Origin of the sequence: Caballeronia cordobensis, from assembly GCF_001544575.2 — a bacterium.
Lineage (GTDB): Bacteria > Pseudomonadota > Gammaproteobacteria > Burkholderiales > Burkholderiaceae > Caballeronia > Caballeronia cordobensis.
Window position 1 is genome coordinate 510,449 of record NZ_FCNY02000002.1, and the last position, 12,736, is coordinate 523,184.

19 protein-coding genes and 1 tRNA gene are annotated in these 12,736 nt (G+C 62.2%); 16 read left to right on the plus strand and 4 right to left on the minus strand.

Going from position 1 to position 12,736, the window contains the following annotated elements; all coding sequences use genetic code 11:
• Positions 1–105 precede the first annotated feature (105 nt).
• From AWB70_RS06000 to AWB70_RS06015, 4 genes are all read left to right on the plus strand, one after another.
• Complete coding sequence (locus AWB70_RS06000) at positions 106–1,110, plus strand: hypothetical protein (RefSeq protein ID WP_060854059.1); 1,005 nt, start codon at positions 106–108, stop codon at positions 1,108–1,110.
• On the plus strand, positions 1,107–1,367 hold the full coding sequence (locus AWB70_RS06005; protein WP_053568019.1) for a hypothetical protein: 261 nt from the start codon (positions 1,107–1,109) through the stop codon (positions 1,365–1,367). The genes AWB70_RS06000 and AWB70_RS06005 overlap by 4 nt, the downstream gene beginning before the upstream one ends.
• 258 nt (positions 1,368–1,625) lie before the next feature.
• Complete coding sequence (locus tag AWB70_RS06010; RefSeq protein ID WP_014191190.1) at positions 1,626–2,123, plus strand: heme-degrading domain-containing protein; 498 nt, start codon at positions 1,626–1,628, stop codon at positions 2,121–2,123.
• Between the two features lie 64 nt (positions 2,124–2,187).
• The gene (locus AWB70_RS06015; RefSeq protein WP_014191191.1) at positions 2,188–2,526 is read left to right on the plus strand and encodes a DMT family transporter; all 339 of its coding nucleotides are present in this window, start codon (positions 2,188–2,190) and stop codon (positions 2,524–2,526) included.
• 19 nt (positions 2,527–2,545) lie between these two features.
• Here the strand turns inward: AWB70_RS06015 and AWB70_RS06020 are convergent, their stop codons facing one another.
• The gene (locus AWB70_RS06020) at positions 2,546–2,929 is read right to left on the minus strand and encodes a hypothetical protein (RefSeq protein WP_053568020.1); all 384 of its coding nucleotides are present in this window, start codon (positions 2,927–2,929) and stop codon (positions 2,546–2,548) included.
• A gap of 298 nt (positions 2,930–3,227) precedes the next feature.
• Here AWB70_RS06020 and AWB70_RS06025 point away from each other — a divergent pair, with 298 nt between their 5' ends.
• The 6 genes from AWB70_RS06025 to AWB70_RS06050 all read left to right on the plus strand — a co-directional run bounded on the left by AWB70_RS06025 (position 3,228) and on the right by AWB70_RS06050 (position 6,576).
• Positions 3,228–3,500, plus strand: a complete 273-nt coding sequence (locus AWB70_RS06025; protein ID WP_014191193.1) for a hypothetical protein — start codon at positions 3,228–3,230, stop codon at positions 3,498–3,500.
• Positions 3,497–3,853 carry a hypothetical protein gene (locus AWB70_RS06030; RefSeq protein WP_014191194.1) on the plus strand — a complete coding sequence of 119 codons (357 nt, stop codon included), beginning with the start codon at positions 3,497–3,499 and terminating at the stop codon, positions 3,851–3,853. Before AWB70_RS06025 ends, AWB70_RS06030 begins: the two co-directional genes overlap by 4 nt.
• Positions 3,854–4,019: 166 nt before the next feature.
• On the plus strand, positions 4,020–4,304 hold the full coding sequence (locus AWB70_RS06035) for a DUF1488 family protein (protein ID WP_014191195.1): 285 nt from the start codon (positions 4,020–4,022) through the stop codon (positions 4,302–4,304).
• Positions 4,305–4,542: 238 nt separating this feature from the next.
• A complete protein-coding gene (locus AWB70_RS06040) occupies positions 4,543–4,725 on the plus strand; it encodes a hypothetical protein (RefSeq protein WP_041730329.1) in 183 nt (60 codons plus the stop codon).
• A gap of 58 nt (positions 4,726–4,783) precedes the next feature.
• Positions 4,784–5,470 carry a TetR/AcrR family transcriptional regulator gene (locus AWB70_RS06045; RefSeq protein ID WP_014191196.1) on the plus strand — a complete coding sequence of 229 codons (687 nt, stop codon included), beginning with the start codon at positions 4,784–4,786 and terminating at the stop codon, positions 5,468–5,470.
• Positions 5,467–6,576, plus strand: a complete 1,110-nt coding sequence (locus AWB70_RS06050) for an enoyl-CoA hydratase/isomerase family protein (protein WP_053568021.1) — start codon at positions 5,467–5,469, stop codon at positions 6,574–6,576. Before AWB70_RS06045 ends, AWB70_RS06050 begins: the two co-directional genes overlap by 4 nt.
• Before the next feature lie 53 nt (positions 6,577–6,629).
• Here AWB70_RS06050 and AWB70_RS06055 read toward each other — a convergent pair whose 3' ends face one another.
• Both AWB70_RS06055 and AWB70_RS38670 read right to left on the minus strand, forming a co-directional pair.
• Entirely contained in the window at positions 6,630–7,055 is a 426-nt protein-coding gene (locus AWB70_RS06055; RefSeq protein ID WP_014191198.1) for a hypothetical protein, read from the minus strand.
• Positions 7,056–7,165: 110 nt separating this feature from the next.
• Positions 7,166–7,318: a hypothetical protein gene (locus tag AWB70_RS38670; protein WP_159680171.1), complete on the minus strand. Its 153-nt coding sequence runs from the start codon at positions 7,316–7,318 to the stop codon at positions 7,166–7,168.
• Positions 7,319–7,610: 292 nt separating this feature from the next.
• On the opposite strand from AWB70_RS38670, the gene dusA reads away from it, so the two are divergent.
• From dusA to AWB70_RS06085, 6 genes are all read left to right on the plus strand, one after another.
• Positions 7,611–8,615 carry a tRNA dihydrouridine(20/20a) synthase DusA gene (gene dusA, locus AWB70_RS06060; protein ID WP_014191200.1) on the plus strand — a complete coding sequence of 335 codons (1,005 nt, stop codon included), beginning with the start codon at positions 7,611–7,613 and terminating at the stop codon, positions 8,613–8,615.
• A 122-nt stretch (positions 8,616–8,737) separates the two neighbouring features.
• A tRNA-His gene (locus AWB70_RS06065) sits at positions 8,738–8,813 on the plus strand.
• Positions 8,814–9,064: 251 nt separating this feature from the next.
• On the plus strand, positions 9,065–10,372 hold the full coding sequence (locus AWB70_RS06070) for a DUF3427 domain-containing protein (RefSeq protein ID WP_159680174.1): 1,308 nt from the start codon (positions 9,065–9,067) through the stop codon (positions 10,370–10,372).
• A 113-nt stretch (positions 10,373–10,485) separates the two neighbouring features.
• Positions 10,486–10,788: a hypothetical protein gene (locus AWB70_RS06075; protein WP_014191201.1), complete on the plus strand. Its 303-nt coding sequence runs from the start codon at positions 10,486–10,488 to the stop codon at positions 10,786–10,788.
• A 31-nt stretch (positions 10,789–10,819) separates the two neighbouring features.
• A complete protein-coding gene (locus AWB70_RS06080) occupies positions 10,820–11,227 on the plus strand; it encodes a DUF5594 family protein (RefSeq protein ID WP_014191202.1) in 408 nt (135 codons plus the stop codon).
• Between the two features lie 114 nt (positions 11,228–11,341).
• Positions 11,342–11,545: a hypothetical protein gene (locus tag AWB70_RS06085; RefSeq protein WP_041731021.1), complete on the plus strand. Its 204-nt coding sequence runs from the start codon at positions 11,342–11,344 to the stop codon at positions 11,543–11,545.
• A 27-nt stretch (positions 11,546–11,572) separates the two neighbouring features.
• Here AWB70_RS06085 and AWB70_RS06090 read toward each other — a convergent pair whose 3' ends face one another.
• Complete coding sequence (locus AWB70_RS06090; protein WP_053568023.1) at positions 11,573–12,604, minus strand: methyltransferase; 1,032 nt, start codon at positions 12,602–12,604, stop codon at positions 11,573–11,575.
• Positions 12,605–12,736: the final 132 nt, after the last annotated feature.

The following is a 12,736-nucleotide window of genomic DNA, read 5'->3' on the forward strand; positions in this document are numbered from 1 at the left end:
TTCGCTGGGGGCCTCCGCGTCAAATTTCGTGGCTTTAAACGATAGCTGCGAACGATCGTTTTACGGCCCGATAGGATTGGCACTCCTATTCAAACTGGAGGTGACATGGCGTTTCCCAAATGGGGCCGCTCGTTCAATGCGCTGTATGTGCCGCTGTCAGGCGGCTTCGGCTGGCAATGCACGCTGATGACTCGACGCGAATTTCATCAGATTGACTGGTATATGTGGCGGACTCACCCATACGGAGATCTGTCCTACGAAGAGCGCAGCGATAAGGAGAAAGAGCAGGAGAGACAGATCGCGCAGGATCGGCGCGATTTCGACCGGCTGTTTCGGCCGCGTATCGATCGACGCAGCATTTACCTGAGTACTGAATTCCGCCAGTATGTCCATTTTATCCGTCATGAATTGCGGATATCGAGTCGCGACCTACCTGTCGATGGTGACGGCATCACGCGCGTGTTGCGCCGCGCGGTTCAGGATGGCCGTCTCGTGCCTGCGATTAATCGCAAACGATTCTGGTGGAGCGGGCAAGAGGTGTACAAGTGGTATGCGCCACAATCCTGGCCGAAACCGGGCGCCGGCGTCAGCTTCAGAGCCAAGAGCGACGCGCTCTCGGACTTACGCGAAGTCGCGGCATTGAAGCGCGTCGATGGCAAATCGGGCTTCGGTTCCGTGCACGATTTCGCATCCGGCGCGAGTGACGCAATCAGTCATAGCGGAGCCACTCGCGGCGGTAGCGGTTTCGATTGGCCAGGCGTTGCCGAAGCAGTGGTCGGAGCCGTGCTCAGTGATTCGGGTTCGGACGACGACAGCGGCGGCGACTCGATGCTCGAAAGCTTCGACGGAATTGACGACGGCGACAGCGGTTCGCTGCTAGGCGATGCGCAGCCGTTTGAATACCATCCGGACGGGTTATTAGATCAGGGACAAGACGTCGCGGGGATCTTTCTGACACCAGCCGAAGAAGCTGAGTGCGAACTCGGATACGACTTAGATATGGCCGAGTGTAGCGCCTACGCCGCAATGGACAAGAGATACTGGAGCGTCTGCAAAGAAAGGGCTATGCAGCGATATTCAAACTGTCTTAGAGGGAGGGCCGTGGGATGAAAACAAAACCGCGCTGTGTCGTTATTGCTTACGACGAGGATAACAACCAGATCGAAACCTGCACTGTTGATCGCGCGGCCATCGAACATTTGCGAGCCGCCTCAATGGTGATGCCGTGGTCCATTGCCGAACACGGCGGAAAGCTGGATGACGAATTCGCCCGTAAATTAGGGGGAGCGTCATTGCTTCTACTCGCGATTCAGCAACCGGCGCTCAAATCGTATATAGCGGTGACGAAAGAAAGGGAGGACGGCTAGCCCCGCCACTTGAACGCTCCACCTATGCGCCGGGCGCATTGAGCGGCGATGTAACTGAGCTTGCAGCAAGCACAAATTTTGGTGCATCGCCACGAAGCCGACACCTTCGACACCTTGCCGCCGAAGTCGCATTTGCACCGGTTCATGGCCGACTCGCACGTGGCCGCATCGCATGCGCATGTCAAAATCGCGAAGATGCGGCGCTGCATCCCCACGCGCCCACCCAATCCAGCTACACGCAAAAGGAGTCGCCCGCTCATGGACATTCCACACGTTCTGCAGGCCATCGCGCATCAGGAGCGCACGCTCGTGTTCCCGCAGTTCCATGCCGACCATGCATGGCAGATCGGCACGCAATTGCGCGAGATGGCGCTGGCGCGCGATGCGGCCGTCGTGATCGACGTGCGCACATTCGGCCGCAAGCTCTTTTATTTCGCGCTCGACGGCACCACGCCTGACAACGCGCGCTGGGTCGAGCGCAAGTCGCGCACCGTCGAGCATTTTCACCGCAGCTCGTATGCGCTCGGCCTCGCGCTGCAGCAGGCGGGCACGACGCTCGCCGAGAAGTACGGCCTTCAAACCGCCGAGTTCGCCACGCATGGCGGCGCGTTTCCGCTGCGCGTCGCAGGCGCGGGCGTGATCGGCTCGGTGGCGGTGTCGGGACTGCCGCAGCGCGACGATCATCAGATGGTCGTCGAGGCACTGTGCGCCGTGCTCGGCGAAAACTTCGGCAAGCTGTCGCTCGGACACGAGTGAAGGCCATCGCTTCAAACGACAAGCGACAAACGACGAACGACAAACGAACGAATACGACAACACGATGCGCTCAACCGCTTATGTGCTCCTCGCCATCGCGATCGTCGCCGAAGTCATCGCGACGTCCGCGCTGCGCGCCTCCGATGGCTTCACGCGCGCGCTTCCCGCAGCCATTGTCGTGGTCGGATACGGGCTGTCGTTTTATCTGCTGTCGCTGACACTGCGCGCGCTGCCCGTCGGCATCGTGTATGCGGTGTGGTCGGGCGCGGGCATCGTGCTCATCACACTCGTCGCCGCGCTGCTCTTCAAGCAGACGCCCGATTTGCCCGCCATGTTCGGCATGGGCCTCATCGTCGCGGGCGTCGTCGTGCTCAATGCGTTCTCGAAAATGAGCGCGCACTGAAGGGCGCGCCCGATCGCGCTCACTTGCAGCGCACGATCATCGAGCGATTCTTGACGTTCGCCGAGATCACGTTGCTGATGCCGCCGCCGGTCGGGCCGCCTTCCTCGTTGTCCTTCGAGACGATGTCATAGCCCGTCGCGCCGCATTTCTTGCCGGCGAGCACGTAGCAGCTTCCCCAGCTCGATCCGGCATCCGCGCCGCTGCAGTTGACCGCGTAGCCGGTCTGTCCGTCAGGCAGATTGATGAGCGATGCCTCGTTCGACGACGCACACGCGCCCAGGCTCGCGAGCGCGACGGCAGCCGCGCCCAGTGCGAGCGCGCGCAACGACACGAAACGCGAAACGGCGCCGCCATGCGCGACGCGTGCGGAGATACGGCGCATGCGCCGACCGGGTTCCTTCATCTTTACCTCGTGAGATCGAATGGCGATGCGCGCCGCCCGTCGCGGCTTCGCGGCGAGGGCGCTTTTTGAGATGTGCATTGTCCCATACGCGGCTTACGCGACACGTAAGCGGATGTTAGCGGTGGCTTCGGGCGCGCCACTTGCGAAAGCAAAAGGCACGCGCCCGCATGCGCCCATCCTGGCCGATGAACTATTTTCCGGATCGCGCGCCTTATTTCACTGCACTTCCGGTTGGAATTGCCAGTCCGGAGAACCACGAAACCGCGCATGCGGCGCGCACGAAAAGGGAGAGAAAGACATGGCGGAACGAGTCACGGGGCCTTATCGAGGCTATTACATCAGCGCATCGGCGCGGCTCGTGCAAACACAAGGCGAAAGCGGCAGCGATGGCGGGGCGCCGATCTACGTCGGCTCAGTGAGCCTCGCGCGTGGCGGACCGGACGACGTGCATCGCTTCGAGGCGCTCGTCGATCTCGGGCCCGAGCAGCGCTTTGCGACCGAAGAAGAAGCGCTGGAACATGTGGAGCGGGCGGCGCGCGAGTACATCGACCGATTGCTGCACTCGACATGATGCGCCCCATTCATCTTCGGCACGCGGTGCTGTACGACGTCGCGAATTGCCTCATCGATCTGTTTCCGAGCGGTGCCGACGTCGCGGAAATCGGGCACGAGTCGGCGCCCGCGCTGTTCGTGAGCTGGCGCACGGGCGGCGTGGCGAATCATCCCGGCAACATCGCGTGGGGCGTGCATTACCGCTTCGACGCGCAAGTGCTGCGCGACTATCCGCATCTGCCCGAAGCCGCGCGCGACCGCGTGTGCGAACGCGTGCGCGACATGAGCCGACTGCTCGACTTCAATTACGCCGATCCGCTGGCGAGCTCGCTGCTCGTCGTGGATGTCGACGAATCCGTTCTCGCCGCCTGAAGCGGTATGACAGGCGGGATGCTGGACCGCACGGCGCGAGCGCGAGTACCATAATCGCCGAATCGATTGGTGCGATCGTTTGCGGTGCCGCAAACAGCTTCGCCGCCTCGGTGACGCAACAAGCGCTTGAACGTAGCCGGCCGCCACGCCCAGCAACGAGACAATCATGAATATTCGATTCCTCCCGGACGCGCCCGATTATCGCGATTCCAACCTGACCGTCGAATTCGCCGCGCTCGTCGATGGCAGACGCGTGCCATGCGCGATATCGGTGGAGGCGCTGGAAGATCATTTCGGCGCGCAGACGTATGACAGCGCCGGCTGGATCGGCGCGTTCGCTGCAGCACGTCCGCACATCGAAGCGGTGGCGCGCGAGCACTTGCGCGTGACCAACGGCATGCCCGTGCTGCTGAAAAGCGGCCATTTCCCGCCGGGCCGCGTGACCGTCTGATGCGTCGGTCGCGTCATTAACGCGGCGCGGCATTCTTCTTCTTACACGGCCGATGTAAGACCTCCATCGCGCTGTTCGTCCTATCGCTGCGAGAGATGTCGCGCTGTCTTCCGCGCGATCGCGCAACGGAGTACCATCCCGATAACACGCCGTACGCGATGCGATTCGCTCGGCACATTACTTGCTCAACGGCATGCGCTGTCCAGAGCAACCATTATAAAAATCGCGCGGGGTCGTCATGCTTCAATCCTTTGTTCACTCGCTTATCGAGTCCAATGCGCTATGGCTCATCTGGGCAGCCGTCGGTGTGCTGATTCTCGGCTTTTGCATCGTGTTCGCGTCGGTCGTGTTGCGCGAATCGGACGAGCCGCTTTATCGCGCTGCATCGCGTCGCGACGACGACAGCAAGATGACCGTCTGAGCGCGCGCACACGCGCCGCCATTTGACTTCGAGAGGGGCGCTGCCGACAATGCCTCGCATGGAACCGCAGCAGCGGCGCACCGAGCAAAGACGCGAGCAGCGTCACGCGCTGCGCGAGCGCATACTTGAGGTTTCGCGAGCGATCGTGAAGCGCGAAGGGTTCGCATCGCTCTCGATGAGAAAGCTGGCCGAGGCCATCGACTATTCGCCCGCCGCGCTCTATCTTCATTTCAGGAGCCGCGGCGAGATCGCGCGCGCGTTGCGCATGGAAGGGCACGCGAGTCTCCATGACGCGTTTCTCGCGCAGGCGACGATCGCCGATCCAGCCGCGCGGCTGAACGCAATGGCGCGCACGTATGTCGAATTCGGGCTGGCCGAGCCTGAGACGTATCGGCTGATGTACATGGAATCCGCAGTGTGCGCCGAGCCCGACGCGAACGGCGCCGGCCGCGTGGACAAGGCGGCCGAGTCAGGCGCGGCGACGCTTTCGCTGATCGCGGACGCGTTCGTCGAGTTGCGCGCGGCCGACCGGCTGCCGCCGCACGCCGCGCCGCTCGCCTGCGCGGAAGGGCTGTGGGCGAATCTGCATGGCATCGTCGCGCTGAAGCTGAATGGCGCGCCGTTGCCGGAGACGCCGGCCGCGACGCTCGTCGAGTTGTCGCTCGATGCGTGGTTCGCGCCGGTCGACCGAATTGAAGCGCGAGGCGCCGAACCTCGAAACCGACCCGACACTTCAACACGATGACCACCGAAGACATCCGTATCGACACCGCCAACGGCATCGGCTTCATTGCGCTCGATCGTCCGAAGGCACTCAACGCGCTGACTCCGCCGATGCTGCGCGCGATCAGCGAGGCATTGCGCGCCTGGCGGCACGATCAGGCGATCCGCTCTGTTGTCGTCTATAGCCCGCACGTGCGCGCGTTTTGCGCGGGCGGCGACATCCGCTTCCTCTACGAGTCCGCGAAGGCGGGCGAGCGCGACGCGATCGACGCGTTCTTCATCGACGAATACAAGCTCAACCACGCGATCTTCACGTTCCCGAAGCCATATGTCGCGGTGATGAACGGCGTGGTGATGGGCGGCGGCATGGGCATTTCGCAGGGCGCGCATCATACCGGCGGACTGCGCATCGTCACGCAGTCGACGAAGATGGCGATGCCCGAGACGCGCATCGGCCTCTTTCCCGATGTCGGCGTGAGCTGGTTCCTCGCGCGCGCGCCGGGCGCGATCGGCCGGTATCTCGCGGCGACGGGCGCGAGCCTCGCCGCCGCCGATGCGCTCTATGCCCGCATGGCCGACGCCTATCTCGACGATGGCGCGCTGCCGGGCCTCGTCGAGTCGTTGCGGCATCAGCGTTTTCTCGATGGCGTGGAGATCGTGCGCTTCGTACAGACCGAAACGACCAAGCACAAGGTCGCGCCGATCCCGGAGAAGAGCGAACTCGCCGCCGCGCGCACGATGATCGACAAGCATTTCGCGGCGGGCAACGGCGCGTCGATCATCGCGTCGCTGGAGCGCGAGGCCGACAACGGCAACGACTGGGCGAAGCGCACGGCGGCCGAGCTGCGCGAGCGCTCGCCGCTTTCCGTCGATATAGCGCTGCAGCAGGTCGATCGCGCCAAATTCTCGACGATGGCCGAGACGCTGCGCCGCGATCTCGATCTCACGCGCACGACGTTCGAGCGCGGCGACGTGCTGGAGGGCATCCGCGCGCGCATCGTCGACAAGGACAACGATCCGCGCTGGAAGATCGCGCGCGCCGAAGACGTCAACGCCGCGGATGTGGATCGCATGTTCGAAAGCGCGTGGACGCCGGCGGCGCATCCGCTGCGGCTTTTGAAGGACTGAAATGACGAAGCGGCCCGAGCGGGCCGCTTTTCGATTCGAGCGCTCGTCGCGGCTCAGCGCGAGTCGCTGCCGGCCATGAAAGCGCGCATGAAGACGAGCGCGCCCCAGCCCCAGATCGCATTGGCGATGAAGCTCGGCGCGAGGCGCGGCAGCATGTTGCCGCTCGGCCAGATGCCGCGCGCCGGGTCGATCACGAACGCGCCGACCGCCGTCAGCACGATGCCGCCGAAGACGAGTGCGCCGATCCACGGCGCACTGTGGTCGGGTGCGACGCGCAGAAGCCATGCCATCAGGACGGCGAAGACCGAACTCCACAGCGCATTGGCGATGAATTCGGGAATGCCGAGCGGCAGGAACGGCGTGGTGGAAAAGCCGGCCGGATCGACGAGTCCCGCCGCGTGCAGCAGCGCCAGAGTCGATTCGCGAAAGAACAGCGCGGCGAGGAAACCAGAAACGAACGGCAGGATGACTTTTTGCATTGGCTGGACCGCCTGGAGCCGAGGGCGCGGTGCTCTCCGATTATTCGAAACGAGCGCCATTATAGTGGCGTCGCGCGCGTTTTCCTGGCCGCTCGGTTGCCATGGCCGCGCTATTTCGCGATCGCGTCGCTCGCCGGGCTGTGATGCAGCATGCGGTCGCTGTTGGGCGGCGGGCTGGGTTTCTTGACGGGCATGTTGTCGGGATTGTCGGGGCGCGTCGCGCTCGCGGACGGCGCGCCGGGGGCGCTCGGCGGTTTTACCATCGATGCGGTGTCGTCGGGGCGGGTGGTTTGGGCGTGGGCGGGGAGTGTAAGGCTGAGAAGTAGGGTGGTTAGTGCTAGATGGTACCGTGCCATTTTGGGTCTCCGCGAAGCGGTCGCGAGCAAACGATGAGAGACGTCGCAGTCTCCAATGTTGACCTGTTTGGCTGATAAAAATTCGGTCAGGCTAGAAGGTTCCCAACGTCGGCTTAGATCGATTGATCGCACTGCGGTAAAATCCCCGATTCCCCTTCAGATTCAAGCGGTTCGCCCGAAAGCGCGGCCGCCGTCATCCATGTCAGCCGTATCGAAGATCAGCCCCCGCCGCGTATCCGTCGCTCCGATGATGGATTGGACCGACCGCCATTGCCGGTCCCTGCACCGGCTCGTGTCGCGCCACGCCTGGCTCTACACGGAAATGGTGACGACGGGCGCGCTGCTTTACGGCGATGTCGCGCGCCATCTCGCGTTCACGCCCGCCGAAGCGCCCGTTGCGCTGCAACTCGGCGGCAGCGAGCCGGCCGATCTCGCGAAAAGCGCGAAGCTCGGCGAGCAATGGGGTTACGACGAGATCAACCTGAACTGCGGATGCCCGTCGGAACGCGTGCAGCGCGGCGCATTCGGCGCGTGCCTGATGAAAGAGCCGCAACTCGTCGCCGATTGCGTGAAGGCGATGCGCGACGCGGTGTCCATTCCCGTGACGGTCAAGCATCGCATCGGCGTGGATACGGTCGAGGATTACGAGTTCGTGCGCGATTTCGTCGGCACGATCGCCGATGCCGGTTGCGAGGTGTTCATCGTGCATGCGCGCAACGCGATCCTCAAAGGTCTGAGCCCGAAGGAGAATCGCGAGATTCCGCCGCTCAAGTACGAGTACGCCTATCGGCTGAAGCGCGACTTCCCGCATCTGGAGATTTCGATCAACGGCGGCATCAAGACGCTGGATGAAGTCGAGGAACATCTGAAGCACGTCGACGGCGTGATGCTCGGACGCGAGGCCTATCACAATCCGTACGTGCTCGCGGGCGTCGACACGCGCTTCTATGGCGCCGATACGCCGGTTCCCTCGCGCGAAGCAATCGAAGCGGAACTGATCGACTATGCGCGCCATGAACTCGCGCGCGGCACGTATCTCGGCGCGGTGACGCGGCATGCGCTCGGGCTTTATCGCGGCGTGCCGGGTGCGCGCGGATGGCGTCGCGTGCTGTCGGACAGCCGCCGCCTCGCCACCGGCGATCTCGGCATTTTCGACGAGGCGCGCGGCCATCTTCGCGAGGCCGTGGAAGCGATCGAATCGTGATGGCGCGTGCGTCGGAAAAAGATGCTCAAAGGGACTAGGCAAGCGCAATCTTTGTTCGTATAATCTCGCTTCTTGATTGCTGCTACTGCTGTTCTGAAGCAGTCGAGATCGCGGTAACAGTGGTGGCTGTAGCTCAGTTGGTAGAGTCCAGGATTGTGATTCCTGTCGTCGTGGGTTCGAGTCCCATCAGCCACCCCACCGAGAATTCATGCAAAAAGCCCAGTCCAATGACTGGGCTTTTTGCATTGAAGTTTCCTGATTCGATCGACTCATGCCAATAGCGCCACGTCACGAATAGAATCTTCATGCGGCACACCGCCATGGACCTTTTCACGAAATTACGCGAGAAGTTCGTTTGAACAAGAAAAAGAACTGTAAGCGATATGGAACCAACGATTGAGATTGGACCGGACGGGCGCGTCAGACGGTTAGCAAACGTGCTGTCGGGAATGACTACTGATCACGTGCTGAAGGTTTTAGCGGACTTCTCTTTCGCTTATGCACGAGAGTCCGGATATATTGATTCTACCGAATTCGATCTGATACACGAGGGCAGACGATATCCGCCAAAGGCAATACTGGGGCTGACAGCCGAGCACGTGATTGGGCGCCGCCTCAAGTCAAGCGAATTCTCGGGCGGAGAAGATACGCCTTGCTTTCGAATTCTCAGGAGGCTGGGGTTTCACATTGAAAAAAAAGTCCCTACAGAAATGCATATCGAGAAGCGTGCAGTTGTTCAACGCTTCCAACTTTACAACCGAGAGGAAATATCACAACTTTTTGAGCCTGGCGTGGCTTTTACGCGCGGGGCCGGCCGATGGGGAATGCCCGGGATAGTGGAAACCCCAAAGGAAAGTGGTAGCTTCGTATTGATGGTTACGCTTGGCAGGCCGGTCGATGGAAATCCATATCACGACGTCTTGACCGCGGATGGGTATCTTCTGTGGGAGTCGCAGACTCAGCATAACTTCGAATCGCGCACGATTCAGAAGCTACTGGCGCATGATCCGCAAGAGAGGAACATCCACCTGTTTGTTCGTTCGAAGAAGGCTAGTAAGTATGTATATCTCGGACTCTTGGAGTATTTCTCACACGATCTTAGCAAAAGAAATCCCGTGCATTTTGTTTGGCGTGTTCGTTATTGGGACCTGAGCCCTGCACGGCTGGTTGAACTTGGCCTCGAAGTGAGTGCGCCGCGCGATCCCGGTTACACGCCACTTCGAGAGACGACGACGCAAATGCTTACTAGGGAAGCAGTACCCCCAAAGCTCGTTATCCCGAGTCGCGATTCGAAGAGATCTCGCTCGGAACTGCGCGAAGCGTCCGCGGTGAATTGGCTTGAGCGCGATCTACGCAATCGTCACCTTGGTTTGCAAGGTGAAAAACTTGTGGTCAAGTACGAGATTGAAATGCTTCGCCTCGCGGGGAGGGATGATCTGGCGGAGCAGGTTTGTCATGTGGCGCTTCATGATTCCACGGCGGGTTTCGACATTGAATCGTTCCATGCCGACGGCACGCCAAAGCTCATCGAGGTGAAAACGACTCAAGGGCCGAAATCCACCCCTTTCTTCATCTCGCGCAATGAAGTTTCTGCGTCCCGCAGACATGCGGAGAGTTATTTCGTCTATCGCGTTTTCGACTACAGCGCGTCCACGGGACAGGTGAAGTTCTTTGAGCTTAAGGGGAACGTCGAACACAGCTGCGGTCTCGTTCCCGTAAATTTTCAGGCATATCCAGGCGGGGATTCTGCGGCCTGAAGATCTAGCGTAGGGGTGAGGTCACGATTGCCTCCGGCGCAAACGCAAACCGCCGCGCGCCCACCGTGCTAGCATTTTCAAACCACCCCGAAAAGACGACATGGGAGGCAGCTATGGCTACTTTGGCGATCGACGGCGTGCGCTGGACCAATGACCGCGTGACCAGCGTGCGCTGGGGCAGTTTCGATCCGGGCACGAACGCGTGGACCACGCCCACCACCATCGTGGATGTCCAGCAGGTCGTGGACGCCATCAAGAGCGGCAAGGAAGTCCGCACGCTCTTCATCCTGGGCGGCCGCAGCTTCCTCGGCCCGAAAGTCGCCGCGCTGCCTTATGCGAACGGACATATCGGCATCGAGGCGCGCGTGCAGGACGGGCAGATCGAGAAATCGCTCGAAGACCTGCCAGCCGTGTGAGCCGCCTGCGGAGGACGCGCGGAGACAAGCGTTGAATCGAGAACAGGCGCTCCGGTTCGAGACCGAGTTCATGCCGCGCATCGCCGAGCGCGTGACGCGTATCGTCGGTCACGGCGTGCGCGTCGCAATCCTTCCGTATGAAAGCCCGCTCGTGCCCACGCGCCTGCACGTGAGCGCCGGCCGCGCACCGGGCGAGGGCAAGGACGAGGACGACGGGCACCGGCACGTCTATCGCTGTGCGCTCAATGTTTTCCTCACCTGGGACGACGAGGAAATCGAGCGTCTGCTCGGCGCCGGCGGCGAGGTCCGTTTCCTGCGCTATCTCGATGCAATCGCAGCGAAGCTCGACGCCTGGCAGGGCGCGCGCGAAGTCGATCTCGCCACGCGCTCGCAAGCGGAACCGTCGGTGCTGTTCGGCGGTCTGGACTTCGAAGCCTGATCACGGCGGCCGGCTGCCGCCCCTTAGCGCCCGTTCAGCCGGCGCATCGCATCGCCGGTGCATGCACATCGCGCATCGCCGGCCGGGCGCATCAACGTGAACGAGGAGGTCGGTATGGCATCGTCGAATGAAGGCAATCTGCGCGCATTCGTGCAGACCGCGGAACAGGCGGGCGGCTTCGTCTGGGTCATCGCGCTCGTCGATTTCAACGCGCGCGAAGTCAAACGCGCGATGGTGTCCGAAGAGAATTTCGCCACCGCCGACGCGGCCCGCGACGCGGGCAACGATCGCCTGAAAGGGATGTCGAACGACCGCTGACCGTCACGGCGCGCGCTCGCGACGCACTCACTTGGTCGCGATCACCATCGAATCCGGTCCCGCCAGGGGTTCGACGCGCGCCGTCGCAAAGCCGGCTTCCTTCATCCACGCGCAGCATTGCGCGCCGGTGTAGTCGAAGCCGCCCGGCGTCTCGATCAGCATGTTGAGGCTCATGAGCAGGCCGAACGCGTTCCGGCGGCGTTCGTCGTCGATGATCGCGTCGTACACGACGAGGCAGCCGCCCGGCGGCAGCGCCGCGTGGCATTTCGCGAGCAGTTCGAGCTTTTGCGTCAGGTTCCAGTCGTGGAGGATGTGGCCCATCACGAGCACGTCGGCCGAAGGGCACGCGTCCGCGAAGAAGTCGCCGGGATAGAAGTGCAGCCGGTCCTGCAAGCCGTGCGCGGCGACGTAGTCCTCGAAAACCGGGCCGACCACCGGCAGGTCGAAACCGCCGCCCGTCAGATGCGGATGCGCCAGCGCAACCTGCACGGGCAGCGCGCCCTGCGCCGCGCCGATATCGATGAACGTGCGGTACTCGCTCCACGGAAACTGCCGTGCGATCGCCTGAGCCGCGCCCATGCTGACGCCGCTCATCGCCTGAAGAAAGCCGCGCAGTCGCACGGGATCGCTATAGAGCGCTTCGAAGAGATTGCCGCCGTGCTTCGCTTCGTTTTGCGGCAAACCGGTGCGCAACGCCTCGGTGAGCGATCCCCAGAACGGGTAGAGACGCGCGTTCGCCATCTCCAGCAGTCCGCCGACATACGAGGGCTTGTTGCGGTCGAGGAAGAAACCGGCATCGGTCGCGTTCGCGTAACGGCCGTCTTCGCGCGTGAGCAGATCGAGCGCGACGAGCGTATCCAGAAAATCGAGCTTCGCACGCGGATGCAGTTCGAGCACCTGCGCGAGTTCGTCCGCGGAGCGCGGGCCGTTCGCCAGTTCGGTGAACACGCCGAGCTCGACGGCGGAGAGCAGCACCTTCGAAGCCCAGAAACCCATGCCGATTTGCAGCACCCGCTGCGGATCGAGGCCGGCGTTCGTGGAATCTTGCGCGTGCTGCATGATGCGCCTCCTGTCGAAAGTACGACGAATGGCGGTTCGATGAGTCGGTAGGCAAGCCGGAAGATCTGCGTAACTCTAGGTGGCGCGCGTGCCGGGTTCAAGCCGATATGTGGCCGGCAACACTCACCGAGA